Origin of the sequence: Mesorhizobium sp. (assembly GCF_024509055.1) — a bacterium.
In the GTDB taxonomy this organism is placed as follows: domain Bacteria; phylum Pseudomonadota; class Alphaproteobacteria; order Rhizobiales; family Rhizobiaceae; genus Mesorhizobium.
The window spans coordinates 1-16,773 of record NZ_JANINM010000428.1; the positions used below are offsets into that span (position 1 = coordinate 1).

A 16,773-nucleotide genomic window follows, 5' to 3' on the forward strand; every position below is an offset into this window, starting at 1 on the left:
AAGGAAAACGGCCTCGACCTGCTCGACTCCAAGACCGCGCATTGGGAGACCGAGGAAGCCAACACGCTGATGACCAACTTCCTTACCCAGCATCCGGACATCCAGGGTGTGATGGCGGCCAACGACTCGATGGCGCTTGGCGTCGTCAAGGCGATCGACGCGGCCGGCAAGTCCGGCCAGATCAAGGTCGTCGGCTTCGACAACATCCCGGCCGTCGGCCCGCTGCTGAAGAGCGGCAAGATGCTGGCCACGGTCGAGCAGTATGGCGCGCAGATGGCGGCCATGGGCATCGACTACGGCCTGCGCGAACTCGCCGGCGAGAAATTCTCCGGCTGGGTCAAGACCGACATCAAGCTGATCACCGCCTGAGGCGCGTCGGCATCGGCTGGGCCGATGCCATCGCTCCGCTTCCTCATCATCGCCGCCGGCAATTCCGGCGGCGGTGACGATTCGCCCGCGCCGCTATCGCGGCGGAAGGGCTCGGTTTAGGATTCCGCTGGCCATGGACGCGATTCTCTCCCTTGCAGGGGTCGGAAAGATCTTTCCGGGCGCCGTCGCGCTGAGCGACGTCTCGCTGTCGATCGCGCGTGGCGAGACCCACATCATCCTCGGCGAGAACGGCGCCGGCAAGTCGACGCTGATCAAGCTGCTCGCCGGCATCTATCAGCCGGACAGCGGGACAATCGCCTTCAATAGCGCGCCCTACCATCCGAAGACGCCGCATGACGCGCAGCAAAGCGGCATCCGCATCGTGCACCAGGAGCTCAACCTCCTGCCCTATCTCAGCATCGCCGAGAATTTGATGCTGGAAAACCTGCCGCGCCGCGCCTTCGGCATCGTCGACCGAAAGGCGCTCAACAGCCGCGCCGTGGCGCTGCTCGAGGAGGTCGGCCTCGACATCGATCCGCGCACTCGCGTCGAGGCGCTCGGCGTCGCCCAGATGCAACTGGTCGAGATCGCCAAGGCGCTGAGCTATGACGGCAAGCTGCTCGTCCTCGACGAGCCGACGGCGACGCTGACGCCGCCGGAGATCGAACGGCTCTTCGCCATCATCAAGCGGCTGAAGGCCAAGGGCGTCACCATCATCTACATCTCGCACCGCCTGCATGAGGTGTTCGAGATCGGCGACCGGGTGACTGTCCTGCGCAATGGCAAGCTCGTCGCGACGCGCGACCTCCATGGGCTCACCGTCCCCGATCTTGTGCGCATGATGATCGGCCGCGACATCGCCGACGAATATGGCTTCGACGCCGCGATTGAGCCGGGCGCGGTAGCGCTGAGCGTCGCCAACCTGAAGCGCGATGCGACGACGCCCGCCATCTCCTTCGATGTGCGGCATGGAGAGATCCTGGGCATAGCCGGGCTGGTCGGCAGCGGCCGGACGGAGGCCATGCGCGCTCTGTTCGGCGCTGATCCCAAGCTCGACGGCGTCATCCAGATCGACGGAAAGCCGGTGGCGATCGCGGCGCCCAAGGATGCCGTACGGCATGGCTTGAGCCTGCTCACCGAGGACCGCAAGGGACAGGGCCTGCTGCTCGACATGGCGGTCGACAAGAACATCACCATCACCGACCTCGGCAAGGTTTCACACCACGGCTTGCTCAACCGCCAGGCCGAGACGGCGGCGGCAAACGACCTCGTAGGCCAGCTGCGCGTCAAGACGAGCTCGATCGAGCAGGCGGTGCGCAACCTGTCCGGCGGCAACCAGCAGAAGGTGGTGCTGGCCAAATGGCTGTTCCGCGGCACCTCGACGCTGATCCTCGACGAGCCGACGCGCGGCGTCGATATCGGCGCGCGGCGCGAGATCTACCAATTGCTCTGGATGCTGGCGGCTCAGCAGAAGGGCATCATCATGGTGTCGTCCGACCTGCCCGAGCTGATGGGCATGTGCCACCGCATCATCGTCTTTTCCAAAAACAAGATCGTCGGCGAGGTGCCGCGCGCCGAGTTCGACCAGGAGCGCATCCTTTCGCTCGCCTACCAGGAGTATGTGCGACCATGAGCGAGACGTCAGAATCCATCGTGTCGACGCCTGTTTCCCCCGGACGGGCGAAGTTCCTGCGCTTCCTGATCCGCGACGCCGGCGTGCTTCTGGCGCTGGTGCTCATCACCTTGTTCTTCTCGGTGAGCGCGCCCTATTTCGCGACGCCCGGCAATGCGCTGAAGATCTTCGTGCAGATCGCGATCAACACTGTGCTTGCCGCCGGCATGACCTTCGTCATCCTCACCGGCGGCATCGACCTTTCGGTTGGTTCGGTGCTGGCGCTCTGCACCGTGGTCGGGGCGACTGTGATGATCAACGAGAGCCTGTCGCCGGCGGTGGCGATCACGCTGGCGCTGCTCGCCTGCATGGCGACCGGGGCGGTGTGCGGCTTTCTCAACGGCTGGATCTCGACGCGCTGGAAGATCCCCTCCTTCATCGTCACGCTCGGCATGCTGAACATGGCCGCGGGCGCGGCCCGCGTCGTCAGCGACAATTCGACCATCACCGGCCTGCCGCAAAGCTTCGTCGATTTCGGCAACCTGATCATCGGCGGCTTCCTGCCGTCGATCTTCCTGGTCGCGGTGCTGGTCATCGCCGCCGGTTGGTTCGTGCTGCGCTTCACCGTGTTCGGCCGCATGATCTTCGCCGTCGGCACCAATGACGAGGCGGTGCGGCTCTCCGGCCACAATCCGGATTTCTACAAGGTCGCGGCTTTCACCATCAGCGGGCTCACCGCGGGCATCGCAGCCATGGTCTATCTGTTGCGCCTCAACATCGGCAGCCCGATCGCCGGTGTCGGCTACGAGCTCAACGCGATCGCCGCCGTCATCATCGGCGGCACCAGCCTGAGCGGCGGCAAGGGCTCCATCATCGGCACGCTCGTCGGCGCCTGCATCCTGCAGGTGCTCTCGACCGGGCTGCAGCTGCTCGGCGTCGGCGACAATTTCAAACCGATCGTGATCGGGCTTGTGATTGTGCTTGCCGTCATCCTCGACGCATACCGGGAGCGGCTGTTGCGCAAGATTCGCTAGGGAGACCAGGGCCATGACGACGATTGCCGATGTCGCACGCCACGCGGGGGTATCCGTCGCAACGGTCTCACATGTGATGAACCGCACGCGCCATGTCGAGCCCGAGACGGCGGAGCGGGTGCGCGCCGCGATCGCGGCGCTGCGCTACAGCCCGAACTCGGTGGCGCGGAGCCTGCGGCGCGGCGAGACCAAGACCATCGGGCTGCTGCTTCCCGACAATTCCAATCCGTTCTTCGCCAGCGTGGCGCGCCAGATCGAGGACGCGGGCTTCGTCGCCGGCTATACGGTGATCCTGTGCAATTCCGACGGCAATGCCGAGAAGGAGGAGCGTTATCTCTCGGTGCTGATGGCCAAGCAGATCGACGGGCTGATCTTCGCCGGTTCCTCCGACCATGCGCGGGTGTTCGCGCGGCTGCTCCCCAGTGTGCCGGCGGTGCTGCTCGACCGCGAGATCCATTCCGTGCATGTCGACTCGGTGCTGGTCGACCACGATCACGGCGGCTATCTCGCCGGCCGGTATCTTGTCGGGCTCGGTCATCGCAACATCGGCGTCATAGGCGGCCCTCGCGATTCGAGTTCCAGCCCGGCCCGCCTGCGCGGCTTCATCAGGGCGCTCGAGGAGGCCGGGCTCGAGCTGCCGGCCGCATCGATCGTCGATTCCGACTACCATTTCGCCGGCGGCCGGCTGGCGATGGAGCGGCTGATGGAGCAGGCGCCGGGGATCAGCGCGGTCTTTGCCTGCAACGACCTGATGGCCATGGGGGCGATCACCGCGCTGCGTTCGCGCGGTCTGCGCGTCCCCGACGACATCTCGATGATCGGCTTCGACGACATTCCCTATGCCGTCACCACATGGCCGCCGCTGACGACGATCGCGCAGCCGGTGGAATTTATCGGCACGCGGGCGGTCAGCCTGCTGCTGGAGCGGCTCGGCGAGCCGACGGCGCCCTCAAGGCGCGAGGTGCTGGCGCCGGTGCTGGTCGAGAGGGAAAGCTGCGCGCCGGCGCGCAAATAGCACGCCGGGCTATTCGCTTACGCCGCCGACTGCAGGGCGGCCCTGAGCAGCATACCGAACAGGTCGCGCGGTTCGTCGGGATCGGCGAGCAAGTCGAGCTCCTCGTAAAGGCCGGTTGCCTTGAGCTGGTCGCGGACGTAGCGCAGGGCTGAAAAATCCTCGGTGGCGAAGCCGACGGAATCGAACAGCGTGATCTGCTCCGCCGTCGTGCGTCCCTTGGCCTGGCCGGTCATCACCTGCCACAGCTCGGTCACCGGATGGTCGGCGTCGAGCTGCTGGATCTCGCCCTCGATGCGTGTCTGCGGCGGGAACTCGACGAAGATGTCGGAGCGCAAGAGGATGTCGCGATGCAGCTCCGTCTTGCCGGGACAGTCGCCGCCGACGGCGTTGATATGGACGCCGGAGCCGACCATGTTGTCGGTCAGGATGGTGGCGTACTGCTTGTCGGCCGTCACTGTGGTGATGATGTCGACGCCTTCCACTGCCTCTTGCCCGGTCGAGCAGATGGTGATGTCGAAACCCTTGCCGGCGAGGTTGCGGGCGCATTTTTCCGAGGCAGTGCGGTCTATGTCGTAAAGCCGCAGCCGGTCGATGCCGAGCAGCGCCTTGAAGGCGATGGCCTGGAACTCGGACTGGGCGCCATTGCCGATGATGGCCATGGCTTGGCTGCCCTTCGGCGCGAGGTATTTGGCCGCGACGGCGGAGGTGGCCGCGGTGCGCAGCGCGGTCAGGATCGTCATCTCGGTCAACAGCATCGGATAGCCGGAGCCGACATCGGCCAGCACGCCGAAGGCGGTGACGGTCTGGCGGCCCTCGCGCATGTTCTTGGGATGGCCGTTGACATATTTGAAACCGTAGAGGCGGCCGTCGCTGGTCGGCATCAGCTCGATGACGCCGTCATGGCTGTGCGAGGCGATGCGCGGCGTCTTGTCGAACAGCTCCCAGCGGCGGAAATCCTCCTCGATATAGGCTGCAAGCTCGGTCAGGAACCGCTCGACTCCAACGGTGAGCACAAGCTTCATCATGCGGTCGACGCTGACGAAGGGGACGATGGCGAGGCGCGAAGGCTGGGTCATGCTCAAATGCTTCCGGAGTGGCTGCGGGTCGGGCGGTCCATGATGCGGCGGCCCATCAGGCTGGCGGTGAGGTCGACCATCAGGGTCGCGGTGCGGCCGCGCTCATCCAGGAACGGGTTCAGCTCGACGAGGTCGAGGCTTGAGACGAGGCCGCTGTCCGACAGCATCTCCATCACAAGGTGCGCCTCGCGGAAAGTCGCGCCGCCGGGAACGGTGGTGCCGACCGCCGGCGCGATCGACGGGTCGAGGAAGTCGACATCGAGGCTGACATGCAGCAGGCCGTTTTCCTTCTCGACGGCCGCCAGGAAGGCGCGCAGCAGCGGCGCGATGCCGTGCTCGTCGATGGCGCGCATGTCGTGCACGGTGACGCCCGCCTCGCCCAGCGCGTGGCGCTCGGCCGGATCGACGCTGCGCAGGCCGATGGCGCAGATGCGGGCGGGGTCGACGGGGGTGGCCAGGTCGGGGAAATAACCCTGGAAGCCGTGGCGCCCGCTGGCATAGGCGAGCGGCACGCCGTGCAGGTTGCCGCTGGCGGTGGTGTCGAGCGTGTGGAAATCGGGATGGGCGTCGAGCCAGAGCACGAAGAGCGGGCGACCGCGTTCGGCGGCCCGGCGCGCCACGCCGGACACCGTGCCGGCGGAGATCGAGTGGTCGCCGCCGAGGAAGATCGGCATGGCGTCCAGGGAAGCCTCGTAAGCGGTTTCGGCAATCGCCGTCGTCCAGGCGGCGATCTCCGGCAAGGCCTTCAGCGCGAGATTGCCATGGATGACAGGGCGGGCGACCGCTTTCTGCACCGCGCCCCAGTCCTCGACCTCGTGGCCGAGCTCGGAAAGCACCGAGACGAGCCCCGCGGTGCGGAGCGCGCTTGGCCCCATCTCGCATCCCATCCTGCCCGCGCCGTCCTGCACCGGCGCGCCTACGATCCTGCAGCGCATGATTTTCCCGCCTTTCGATTGATCGCGCGATTGGATCATCGAAGCCTGGCGGTTTGAACAGGCAAAATTGGCATTTCGCGAAGAATGGCCTATCATATTGGACATATACTCTGATCGAAATGGACAATCATGGATGTACTCGACGAAAGACTGGTGACGCTGCTGAGGCACGATGCGCGGCGCAGCGTCTCTGACCTCGCGGTCGACCTCGGCGTCTCGCGCGCCACGGTCAGGGCGCGCATGGAGCGGCTGGAAAAATCGGGCGAGATCATCGGCTATACGGTGGTGTTGCGCGCCGACGCGGTCGACCAGCGCATTCGCGGAGTCATGCTGATCGAGATCGAGGGCCATGCCGCCGACCGTGTCATCCGGGCGCTGGGCGGCTTTCCGGAAGTCTCGACCGTCCACACCACCAATGGCCGCTGGGATCTGGTGGTGGAACTGGGCACCGCCTCGCTCACCGACTTCGACGCGGTGCTGCGCAGGATAAGGCTAATCCCCGGGATAACGGGGAGCGAGACCAGCCTGCTGCTGGCGACGCCGAGGACAACAAGGGCGAGGCTCGCTTAGTTTCCGGAGGCGCGGCCTTGGATTAGAGCCTTTCACCGTTTCATGGAAACGGCGAAAGGCTCTATCTCTTTGTTTTTACGCAATCCGGACGGAAAACCGTTTCACACTTTTCCTGGAATTGCTCTAAAGCAGCGTCACCTTGCCGCTTTCGACATCGAAAAAGGCCGCCACGACCGAGAGCTTGCCGTCCTTCACAAGGCCCGCGAGTACCGGCGAGGACTCCCTGAGAAGCTGTGCCTGGATCTTTGCGTTGGCCGCCGTTGCCGCCTTGAGGTCGGCGCCAGCCTCGTTGATCGCGGGGCGGATGTACCGGTAAAGCGAACTGATCTGCCCTGGCACCGCCTTGCCGTCGATGGTGGCCTGGACGGCGCCGCAATTGCCATGGCCCAGCACCACGATCACCTTGGTCCCCAGCACGGCCGCGCCGTATTCGATGCTGGCGATAATCTCGGAGGTCGCGATGTTGCCGGCGACGCGGTTGACGAACACATGGCCGATGCTCTGATCGAAGATCAGCTCCACCGGCACGCGCGAATCGGCGCAGGAGAGCACACTGGCAAAAGGCTCCTGCTTTTCCGCCGTGTTCTGTTGCAGGATCGCAAGGTCTTCTTCGTAGAAGGTCAGCTTCCGGTCGATAAAGCGCTGATTGCCGTCCATCAGGGCCTGCAGCGCCTCGGCCGGTGTCTTGGTGCTCTGCGCCATCGCGGCCGTAGGCACCGCGAGTTCCGCCGTGGCGCCGACGATCACGCTGGCCGCTGCACCCGCAAGCGTGGCGCCCAGCAGGCGACGGCGCGAGAAGGACACGGCCGCTCCATCGACATTTGCATGGCTATGACAGCCACAGCCCGGTCCCTGACATGCCTCCAGTCCGTTCATCAACGTCACTCCTCCCGCTTTGATTTGGGGGATGGCCGAGCTGGACCACCCCTGCCGACGCGGAGATTAGCTGGAATAGCAATATTAGCAATCTCTCATATTGCGGCCATCGAACCCTCGGCAGTGTCGCGCGACTTCGCGATTTGGCGATGCCTAGGGATGAATGATGGTGCGAAGAGCGTTTGTGATGTTTAACCGCCGGCTGCGCTCAAGACCCGAGCGCGCCTCCTGAAATCCAAACGCTTTTAGGAGAACACCATGAAACATCTCCTCGCACCGATAATGGCCGGGCTGTTCGTAGCCTCCACCGGCATGGCCCTGGCCACCGATGTCCACACCGTGACAGGCACGACGGGCCAGCCCAGCCAAACGATCGGCAGCCTTCAGACGGGGAGCGCCACGCCAGGACACGCCGCCTCCGCCCCGGGTTCGGCCTTCAACCCTGATGGGAACGCTGGAACGCACTATGCAGGCCAACAGCCGCAGAACTCGAAGAATCCGAAGAGCGTGGCTCAGTACGACGTCGCCGGGTTCCAGCAGTCGCACAATCACTAAGTGGCAGCCTGAAAGCGAAAAAGCCGCGGCAAACCGCGGCTTTTCGTTTGCTTGATCCCCTGAGGGAAACTGGAGCGGGTGAGGCGATTCGAACGCCCGACCCCAACCTTGGCAAGGTTGTGCTCTACCCCTGAGCTACACCCGCTCGCGCGGCCTTGGGCCGCAAGCCGCGCCTATATGGCCGAAGAGCGCGGCGATTGCAACAGGGAAATGACGGTCTTTTTGGCCGCAGCCAAAAGGCGCCGGTCTGGCGGGGCATGGGCGCGCAGATCGCCCAGGTCGGGCCGTGTCGGCCTTGCCCCATTGCCACGATTGGCCGTAAACGGCATGACCCCTGCAGTTGTGAGGACCGATGCCGAAGACCGAAGCCGAGCTCAACGCCTTTCTTGCCGATCTCGGCATTTCCGTCACCACGGTCAGGCACCCGGCGCTGTTCACGGTCGCCGATTCGCAGGCGCTGCGCGGCGAGATTCCCGGCGGTCATACCAAGAACCTCTTCCTGAAGGACAAGAAGGACAATTATTTCCTCGTCACCGTCGGCGAGGAGGCCGTGGTCGATCTCAAGCAGATCCATCAACTGATAGGCGCGGCCAGCCGGGTTTCGTTCGGCAAGCCGGAAATGCTGATGGAGCTGCTCGGCGTCATTCCGGGCGCGGTCACCGTCTTCGGCCTGATCAATGATGCGGCCGGGCGGGTCAAGGTCGTTCTCGACCAGGAGTTGATGAGCCACGACGTCATCAACGGCCATCCGCTCACCAATGAGGCGACGACGGCCATTGCCGCCGCCGATCTGATCAGATTCGTCGAGGCAACCGGCCACGATCCTGTTATCTTGAAAGTCTCGGGCTGATCGCCACATGTGGGCGAAACCGAAATCCGACAATGACGCGCCGCGCCCCGTTGGCGGCGGCGCGACCGAAAGGGCGACGACATGAGTGACAACAACCCGTTCAACGGCTCATATGGCGCCAGTGGCGGCCAGTACGCCCAGACCGTGCAGTATGGCGGAACGGAGGGCGAGAAGGCGAAGCTCTCGCTCGGCGAGGCGCCGACGGCGGCAGAGCTGATCAAGGACACGACCACGGCCACCTTTGCCGCGGACGTCATCCAGGAATCACGCCGCCAGCCGGTGCTGGTCGACTTCTGGGCGCCGTGGTGCGGTCCGTGCAAGCAGCTGACGCCGCAGCTCGAAAAGGCGGTCAAGGCCGCGGGCGGCAAGGTCAAGCTGGTCAAGATGAATATCGACGACCACCCCTCGGTCGCGGGCCAGCTGGGCATCCAGTCGATACCGGCGGTCATCGCCTTCAAGGACGGCCAGCCGGTGGACGGCTTCATGGGCGCGGTTCCCGAAAGCCAGATCACGCAATTCATCCAGAAGGTCGGCGGCAAGGGCGGCGGTGCGCCGCAGATCACCGATGCGCTGGCCGTCGCCGCGGAAGCGCGAGCAGCCGGGGACGTCCAGACCGCCGCCGACATCTATGACGCGATCCTGGAGCAGGCGCCGGAGACGATCGAGGCGGTGGCGGGCCTGGGCGAGATCCTGTTCGATGCCGGTGACAGCCAGGGCGCCGAGGCTGTGCTTGCGCGTGCGCCGGAGGACAAGAGGGACGCGCCGGCGCTTGCCGCGCTGCGCGCCAGGATGACGCTTGCCGCGCAGGCCGCAGCACTCGGCAACCCGGCTGAGTTCGAACGCCGGCTCGCTGCCGATCCGAACGATCACCAGGCGCGCTTCGATCTGGCGATGGTCCAGAACGCGCATGGCGAGCGGATGAAGGCCGCCGAGAACCTGCTGGCGATCGTCAAGGCCGACCGGACATGGAACGACGACGGCGCGCGGGCGCAGCTGTTGAAGTTCTTCGAAGCGTGGGGAATGACCGACGAGGCGACGCTTTCGGCGCGGCGCAGGCTGTCGTCGCTGCTGTTCTCCTGACCGCTTTGCCGGCTTTATTTGCCGGGCGGTCTTGCGGCGTCACGTGAGCGCGCCAGATAGGCAGCAGGCCGACCGTGGCCTGCTCCCGCCAATGAAGCGACTTGCATGCGCCCGGCTGCGACAGAGGAGATTGCAGGTTTGACATTGTTGCCGGCAACACATTCGGAGGGTTGAGGTGCAGGTCGGAAACGCCCGCTACCGGCTGGCGAAGGATTTTCCGGCGGCGATCCCGGTGTTTCCGCTCGCCGGAGCGCTGCTTCTGCCGGGCGGGCGCATGCCGCTCAACATTTTCGAGCCGCGCTACCTGCAGATGGTGGACGAGGCGATTGGAGGCGCCCGGCTGATCGGCATGATCCAGCCCAGCCTCGACGGCGCGCTGCGCGGCGACGGCGAGCCGGAGCTGTGCAGCGTCGGCTGCGCTGGACGCATCATTTCGCTGACCGAGACCGGCGACGGCCGCTACCTGATCTCGCTGCAGGGCGTCTGCCGCTTCCGGACGACGCATGAGATGACGGTGAAGACACCGTTCCGGCAGTGCCGGATCGCGCCGTTCCTCGCCGATCTCGAAGAGGACCAGGCCGGCGCGGATGTCGATCGGCCGGCCCTGCTCAAGGCGTTTCGCGCCTATCTCCAGGCCAACGATCTCGAAGCCGACTGGGAAAGCGTCAGCCGCGCCGAGAACGCCATGCTGGTCAATGCGCTTTCGATGATGGCGCCTTACGGTCCGGCCGAAAAACAGGCGCTGCTCGAGGCCGCCGACCTGAAGACGCGGGCCGAGACGTTGATCGCCATCACCGAAATGACGCTGGCGCGCGAGGGTGAGGACTTTGGCTCGAGCCTCCAGTAGAATGGCGGCACATCTGGGCTGGGAAGAGGACATCATGGCGGCGGACGGACGCGACGGGCGGAAAGCCATGGTCGACCCGAGATTGCTGGAGTTGCTCGCCTGCCCGCTGACCAAGGGGCCGCTGAGTTGGGATCCGGAACGCGGCGAGCTGATCTCGCGGGTGGCGAAGCTCGCCTACCCGGTGCGCGACGGCATCCCGATCATGCTGCCCTCGGAAGCGCGCGCGATCTCGGCCGAGGACCTGCTTGCACCGCCGCCACCGCGATTGAGCGGGCCATCGTGATTGGGCGAAGCCTGTCCCTGTTGCGCTCCAGGATAACGAAGGCGTCTGTGCCTCACTGAAAGTTCCGGCCCTTGGGCATGACCTCCTGGGCCGCGCCAGACAACGTCGCGATGTCCTGCCGGACGGGCAGGCTTGCCTGACGCTCCGGCCGTTCGGAAAGCCCCGCGGGTTGATGCTCTATAGTGGGTGCCTGCAAAAGCGCGCTCAGCCAGGGCGTAAGGTCCTCGATCCTGTCGGCGACGATGTGGATGACGTCCGATTCATGCTGCAGCTTGCCGGAGACCCGGATGAAGCGCGCGCCCATCACCACCGAGCGGAAGCGATCGAAGACGCGTGGCCAGATGATGACATTGGCGATCGATTTTTCGTCCTCCAGGGTGAGGAAGATCGCGTTGCCCTTGCCCGGACGCTGCCGCACCAGCACGAGACCGGCGACGGAAACGCGGCGCCCGTCGCGCACCGAGGGCAGCTCGGCATTGGGCGTGATGCCGGCACGGGTCAGCCGCTCGCGCAGGAAGGCCACGGGATGCGCCTTCAGGGAAAGGCCGAGCGAGCGGTAGTCGTGGACGACATGCTCGCCGAGCGGCATTTTCGGCAGCTTCGTTTCCGGTTCCAGCTCCCGCAGACGCAGCGTCGGCTGGTCAAAGAGCGGTAGCTTTTCGGCGGCACTTTTGCCGTCGAGCGCGCGCACTTCCCAAAGGGCTGCGCGGCGGTCGAGGCCGAGCGAGCGGAAGGCATCGGCTTCGGCGAGCCGTTCGATCTCGCCGACATCGAGGCCCGAACGCAGCCAGACATCCCGGACCGACACGTAACCATCGCCGCGCTGCGCGACGACGGCTTCCATGCGTGTTTCGGAGAGGCCCTTGATCTGGCGGAAGCCGAGCCGCACGGCATGAGCCGTCTCGATGACACCGCGCATCGATGTATGACGTGCGAGGATGCGCGACGGATCGAAGGCGGCGTCCTCGAGCGTGCAATCCCAGACGGAATGGTTGATGTCGACCTCGCGCACCTCAACGCCATGGTCGCGCGCGTCGCGGACGAGCTGGGCCGGCTGGTAGAATCCCATCGGCTGCGCGTTCAGGATCGCGGCGCAGAAGACGTCCGGATAGAAGGTCTTGAACCAGCAGGAGGCATAGACCAGAAGCGCGAAGGAAGCCGCGTGGCTTTCCGGGAAGCCATATTCGCCAAAGCCTTCAATCTGCTTGAAGCAGCGCTCGGCGAAGTCCTTCTCGTAGCCGTTGTTGACCATGCCGTCGATCATGCGCTGGCGGTAATTGCCGATCGTGCCGGTGCGCTTGAAGGTCGCCATGGCGCGGCGCAGTTCGTCGGCCTCGCCAGGCCGGAAGCCGCCGGCGACGATGGCGATCTTCATCGCCTGCTCCTGGAACAGCGGCACGCCCAGCGTCTTGCCCAAGATCTTCTCCAGCTCCGGGTTGGGATAATTCACATCCTCCTTGCCCTGCCGTCTACGCAGATAGGGATGCACCATGTCGCCCTGGATCGGACCCGGCCGCACGATCGCCACCTCGATGACGAGGTCGTAGAAGTTCTTCGGCCTGAGGCGCGGCAGCATCGACATCTGCGCGCGCGATTCGATCTGGAAGACGCCGAGCGTGTCGGCGCGCTGGATCATGGCGTAGACGCGCCTGTCTTCCTCCGGGAGGGTGGCGAGCACATAGGGCTGTCCATACTCATCCCGCGCCCGCGGGTAATGATCGGTGAGCAGGGTGAAGGCACGTTTCAGGCAGGTCAGCATGCCGAGCGCCAGCACGTCCACCTTGAGGATCTTCACCGCGTCGAGGTCGTCCTTGTCCCACTCGACCATCTTGCGCTCCTCCATCGCCGTCTTGACGATGGGGACGACCTCGTCGAGCCGGTCGCGGGTGATGACGAAGCCGCCGACATGCTGCGAGAGGTGGCGGGGAAAGCCCATGATCTCGTTGGCGCGCTCCAGCACCTGGCGCGACAGCGGATCGGTGCGATCGAGGCCGCCGGCATTGGCTTCCCTTTCGCCGAGCTCGGAAGTAGACCAACCCCAGATCGTGCTCGACAGGGCGCTCCTGACGTCCTCGGAAAGACCCATGGCCTTGGCCACTTCGCGCAGCGCCGAGCGGCCGCGATAGCTGATGACGGCGGCGGCCAAAGCCGTGCGTTTGGCGCTGTATTTTTCGTAGATGTACTGGATGACCTCTTCGCGCCGCTCATGCTCGAAGTCGACATCGATGTCGGGCGGCTCGTTGCGCTCCTCCGAGATGAAGCGTTCGAACAGCGTGTCGATCCGCTCCGGCCCGACTTCGGTGATGCCGATGCAGAAACAGATGATGGAATTGGCGGCCGAGCCCCGGCCCTGGCAAAGGATATCCTTGCCGCGCGCGAATTTGACGATGTCGTGGACGGTGAGGAAGTAGCGCGCATAGTTCAGGCGTTCGATCAGGGCGAGCTCGCTGTCGATGCGCTGTGTGACATGGTCAGGGATGCCGGCGGGATAGCGCTGCGCCGCGCCTTCGCGCGCCAGGCGCTCGAGCTCGGCCTGCGGCCCAAGGCCGGATTCGGTCGGCTCGTCCGGATAATTGTATTCGAGATCGCTGAGCGAGAAGGTGAGCTCATCCGCGAAGCGCAGCGTTTCCGCCAGCGCTTGCGGATGACGGCGAAAAAGACGCGCCATCTCCAGCGGCGGCTTCAGATGGCGTTCGGCATTGGCCGTGAGCTCCAGGCCGACCTCGGAAACCGGCGTGTTGAGGCGGATCGCGGTCAGCACATCCTGCAGCGGACGGCGCTCGGCGGCATGGTAGAGCACGTCGTTGGTCGCCATCAGCGGAACGCCGGCCTGCTCGGCAATCGCCGCCGCCTGTTCGACGCGGAAGCGGTCATTGCCGGCATAATCCGGCGCCACGGCAAGACGAAGCGCGGCGCCAAAACGATTTTCGAGCCGGCTAACAAGAACCAGATTGTCCTCGGCGCCGCCGGACAGGTTGGGTAGAACCGCCAACGACATCAGGTCGCCCCATTCGAGCAGGTCGTTCAACTCGAGCAACGTCGCGCCCTTCTCATTCTCGTCGCGCAGGTTGGCCTGGGTGAGCATGCGGCAGAGGTGCCCCCAGCCCTTGCGGTCGCGGGGATAGGCGAGGATATCCGGCGTGCCGTCGCGAAAAACCAGGCGACAGCCAGGATGATAGGCAAGCTTCTCCACCCTGGCCTGCTGCCAGGCGCGCACGACGCCGGCGACCGTGTTGCGGTCGGCAAGTCCGATCGAGGAGAAGCCATGGAATTTGGCCGTGACCACCAGCTCCTCAGGCTTCGAGGCGCCGCGCAGGAAGGAGAAATTCGAGCTTATGCCGAACTCGGCATAGGGGATGGCGGTGAGCGCGTTCATGCGAAGACCCCATGCATGAACCAGCGCGGCGCGGCTTGCGCCGCACTGCCGTAGAGGCCCTGGCGGTAGAGCCAGTAGCGGCGCCCTTCGCTGTCCTCGATGCGGTAATAGTCGCGGGTCGGCGCCTCTTCCTCGCCGGGCAATCGCCGCCACCATTCGGAGGCGATGCGTTCCGGACCTTCTGCGCGGGCGACCCGATAGAGCGCGCGTCGCCAGCGGAAATTCATCGGCGGACCCTCGGGGATTTCGGTCGCCGGCACCTCGATCGGCTCTGGGGAACGGAACAGGCGCATCGGCCGCTCCGGCGGGTAGATGGTCATTGGCGGCGCCGACCGGTCGGATCGGTTCGGCGGCATCCGCCTTTGCGGCGCTTCCGCGAAAGGGAGGATCGCGACGGCGCGCTCCGGCAGATGGCTTTCGACCACGACCGGCTTCAGCACGGCGGCGTCGCCGAGGCGGGCGCGGATGCGGTCGGCGAACAGCGCGATGTCGTCATCATCGTCGTCCACATCGCCGGCAAGGTCGCCCTGCAGCATGTCGAAGGCGGCGACCGAGAGTACGGAGAGCCGCACGAGATCGAAGCCGAAGCCGGCGTCGATGTTCTGCTCCAGCGCGGTGAGCCGCTCATGGAACAGTTTCTTGATCAATCCCGGTTCGCGCATCGGACGCGAGGTGCCGACCGCAATGCGGCTGACGGCGCCGTCGACGCGAAAGAGGAAAAGGGCGAGCGCCCTGGCGCCTTCGCCACGCCGTTCGAGATCGGCTTTCAACGCCGTGGCGAGTCGGCTCACCAGCCGTTCGATGTCGTCGGTCAGCATGACCGGTTCGGCAAGATGGCGCTCGACCGAGAGCGGCGCCACGGGAAGGCGCGGTGAGACAGCCTCGTCGAGCCGGCCGAGCGCCTGGTCGAGGCGCAGCAGCAATGCGGTCCCGAAGCGTCGGGCGAGCGGGGCGCGGGGCGCGGCCATCACGGCACCCGCCGTGCGCAGGCCGACGCTTTCGAGGCTGGCGCGGGTCTCCGGCGCGATGCGCAGCGCCGAAAGCGGCAGCGGCGAAAGAAGCGCCTCCTCCTCGCCGCTGGCAATGATGCGGTCGCCGTGGAAGCGTGCCGCCGCCCAGGCGGCGCCTGGCGTCGAGGCCAGTCCGGCGCGGACATCGAAACCCTGCTGGAAGAAGCGGGTGAGGATCTCGTCCTGCATGGCGCGTTCGCCGCCGAACAGATGCGTGCAGCCGGTGACATCGAGGAACAGCCTGTCATCGCCGTCGATCGCCACCAGCGGCGTGTAGCGGTCGCACCAATCGGCAAGGCCTTCGAGCAGGCGGCGGTCGGCTTCCGCGTCGGCTTCCACCACGTCGATCGAAGGATGCATGGCGCGCGCGTCGGCAATACCCATGCCGCGCTTCAGCTTCAGCGCCTCAGCCCGCTCGTCGAGGGCTGCGATGCGCTGGGCGTTGCTGTCGCGATGGCTGACCACCAGCGGCAGGTGATGCGACGGTCGGGAACGCCAGGACCGCCCCAGGCGCTGGCGCAGGATCCGCTCCGCGCAGAGGTATGGGAACCACAGCGACAGAATTCTCTGTTCTTTCTGCAAAAGCGTGCTCATCGGGGTTCCACTCCAGTGTGAATTGTCCAGGCAGGGCCGCGCGGCTCTTGCCGATATCGACTTTGAAGGCGGGGCGGCCGATCGAGCCGGCGAGCGGCCCGGCGATCGTTTCGCGGCTTGCCGCGGGCGCCGCAGAAACGATCAGGCGCACCGGGGCGGCGGTGGGGTCGGCCTCGCCGGCCTGGCGCAGCAAAAGCACCGGACGGCCGGCATTCTGGGCGCGGGCGTGCAGGCGGCGCGTGGCGGTGAGGTCGAGCCGTTGCGGACTGCCGCGGATTTCGAGGATGACGGCGGCGAAGGCCGTCATGCGGGCGGCTTCCTCGGCGATCCACAGCGCATCGAGCAGTTTCGGCGCTTCGGAAAACAGCAATTGCTCCGGTTCGATGCCGAACAGGGCGCTGAGCCCCCTTGCATAGGGAAGGCCGGCCTCGTGGAAAATTTCCGCCGTGCCGACCCAGAGGATCGGCAGGCCCTGCTTCTCCCGAAGGATCATGCTTACGAGCGAGAGCGCGAAGCCGGCGACGGCGCCGGCATCGCGGGTTTCCAGGCCATGGATTTCACTGAGCGCCGCCTTGGGCAGGCCGCCGCCAAGGGTTGCGTCGAAGCGTTCGATGCCGGTGCGCAGGAACGCGTCCGCCGGGGCCACGGCAAGGCCGCGCCGGACAAGCGTCATGTCCGACCTGGCAGCCTC

The 16,773-nt window shown here is 65.6% G+C and carries 16 protein-coding genes and 1 tRNA gene; 10 read left to right on the plus strand and 7 right to left on the minus strand.

Features of this window, described 5'->3' with window-relative positions:
• The 4 genes from Q0L57_RS23505 to Q0L57_RS23520 all read left to right on the plus strand — a co-directional run.
• A partial coding sequence (locus tag Q0L57_RS23505) for a substrate-binding domain-containing protein (protein WP_296745449.1) occupies nucleotides 1-369 on the plus strand: 369 nt, incomplete at its 5' end.
• A 133-nt stretch (nucleotides 370-502) separates the two neighbouring features.
• Nucleotides 503-2,002, plus strand: a complete 1,500-nt coding sequence (locus tag Q0L57_RS23510) for a sugar ABC transporter ATP-binding protein (protein ID WP_296745450.1) — start codon at nucleotides 503-505, stop codon at nucleotides 2,000-2,002.
• Nucleotides 1,999-3,015 (plus strand): ABC transporter permease, encoded by a 1,017-nt coding sequence (locus Q0L57_RS23515; RefSeq protein ID WP_296745451.1) that lies wholly within the window; start codon nucleotides 1,999-2,001, stop codon nucleotides 3,013-3,015. Before Q0L57_RS23510 ends, Q0L57_RS23515 begins: the two co-directional genes overlap by 4 nt.
• Nucleotides 3,016-3,028: 13 nt before the next feature.
• Nucleotides 3,029-4,030 (plus strand): substrate-binding domain-containing protein, encoded by a 1,002-nt coding sequence (locus Q0L57_RS23520; protein ID WP_296745452.1) that lies wholly within the window; start codon nucleotides 3,029-3,031, stop codon nucleotides 4,028-4,030.
• Between the two features lie 17 nt (nucleotides 4,031-4,047).
• Here the strand turns inward: Q0L57_RS23520 and Q0L57_RS23525 are convergent, their stop codons facing one another.
• Nucleotides 4,048-5,106 carry an ornithine cyclodeaminase gene (locus Q0L57_RS23525; RefSeq protein ID WP_296745453.1) on the minus strand — a complete coding sequence of 353 codons (1,059 nt, stop codon included), beginning with the start codon at nucleotides 5,104-5,106 and terminating at the stop codon, nucleotides 4,048-4,050.
• 2 nt (nucleotides 5,107-5,108) lie between these two features.
• Nucleotides 5,109-6,041, minus strand: coding sequence for an arginase (rocF, locus tag Q0L57_RS23530; RefSeq protein ID WP_296745454.1), 933 nt, complete (start codon nucleotides 6,039-6,041; stop codon nucleotides 5,109-5,111).
• 129 nt (nucleotides 6,042-6,170) lie between these two features.
• Between rocF and Q0L57_RS23535 the strand changes: the two genes are divergently transcribed.
• A complete protein-coding gene (locus tag Q0L57_RS23535) occupies nucleotides 6,171-6,611 on the plus strand; it encodes an Lrp/AsnC family transcriptional regulator (protein ID WP_296745455.1) in 441 nt (146 codons plus the stop codon).
• A 123-nt stretch (nucleotides 6,612-6,734) separates the two neighbouring features.
• Here the strand turns inward: Q0L57_RS23535 and Q0L57_RS23540 are convergent, their stop codons facing one another.
• Nucleotides 6,735-7,415, minus strand: a complete 681-nt coding sequence (locus Q0L57_RS23540) for a carbonic anhydrase (RefSeq protein ID WP_296745456.1) — start codon at nucleotides 7,413-7,415, stop codon at nucleotides 6,735-6,737.
• Nucleotides 7,416-7,745: 330 nt separating this feature from the next.
• Between Q0L57_RS23540 and Q0L57_RS23545 the strand changes: the two genes are divergently transcribed.
• On the plus strand, nucleotides 7,746-8,042 hold the full coding sequence (locus Q0L57_RS23545; RefSeq protein WP_296745457.1) for an adenylate cyclase: 297 nt from the start codon (nucleotides 7,746-7,748) through the stop codon (nucleotides 8,040-8,042).
• A gap of 70 nt (nucleotides 8,043-8,112) precedes the next feature.
• Here Q0L57_RS23545 and Q0L57_RS23550 read toward each other — a convergent pair.
• Nucleotides 8,113-8,187: transfer RNA gene (locus Q0L57_RS23550), tRNA-Gly, on the minus strand.
• A 207-nt stretch (nucleotides 8,188-8,394) separates the two neighbouring features.
• Between Q0L57_RS23550 and Q0L57_RS23555 the strand changes: the two genes are divergently transcribed.
• From Q0L57_RS23555 to Q0L57_RS23570, 4 genes are all read left to right on the plus strand, one after another.
• On the plus strand, nucleotides 8,395-8,892 hold the full coding sequence (locus tag Q0L57_RS23555; protein WP_296745458.1) for a prolyl-tRNA synthetase associated domain-containing protein: 498 nt from the start codon (nucleotides 8,395-8,397) through the stop codon (nucleotides 8,890-8,892).
• An 81-nt stretch (nucleotides 8,893-8,973) separates the two neighbouring features.
• Nucleotides 8,974-9,972 (plus strand): thioredoxin, encoded by a 999-nt coding sequence (gene trxA / locus Q0L57_RS23560; protein WP_296745459.1) that lies wholly within the window; start codon nucleotides 8,974-8,976, stop codon nucleotides 9,970-9,972.
• 175 nt (nucleotides 9,973-10,147) lie between these two features.
• Nucleotides 10,148-10,819, plus strand: a complete 672-nt coding sequence (locus Q0L57_RS23565) for an LON peptidase substrate-binding domain-containing protein (RefSeq protein ID WP_296745460.1) — start codon at nucleotides 10,148-10,150, stop codon at nucleotides 10,817-10,819.
• Nucleotides 10,820-10,853: 34 nt separating this feature from the next.
• Nucleotides 10,854-11,102: a Trm112 family protein gene (locus Q0L57_RS23570; RefSeq protein WP_296745463.1), complete on the plus strand. Its 249-nt coding sequence runs from the start codon at nucleotides 10,854-10,856 to the stop codon at nucleotides 11,100-11,102.
• A 52-nt stretch (nucleotides 11,103-11,154) separates the two neighbouring features.
• Here Q0L57_RS23570 and Q0L57_RS23575 read toward each other — a convergent pair whose 3' ends face one another.
• The 3 genes from Q0L57_RS23575 to Q0L57_RS23585 form a co-directional block, all read right to left on the minus strand.
• Nucleotides 11,155-14,478 (minus strand): error-prone DNA polymerase, encoded by a 3,324-nt coding sequence (locus tag Q0L57_RS23575; RefSeq protein ID WP_296745461.1) that lies wholly within the window; start codon nucleotides 14,476-14,478, stop codon nucleotides 11,155-11,157.
• A complete protein-coding gene (locus Q0L57_RS23580; protein WP_296745464.1) occupies nucleotides 14,475-15,953 on the minus strand; it encodes a DUF6504 family protein in 1,479 nt (492 codons plus the stop codon). The genes Q0L57_RS23575 and Q0L57_RS23580 overlap by 4 nt, the downstream gene beginning before the upstream one ends.
• On the minus strand, nucleotides 15,895-16,773 hold an 879-nt coding region (locus Q0L57_RS23585), incomplete at its 5' end, for a hypothetical protein (RefSeq protein WP_296745462.1). The genes Q0L57_RS23585 and Q0L57_RS23580, both read right to left, overlap by 59 nt.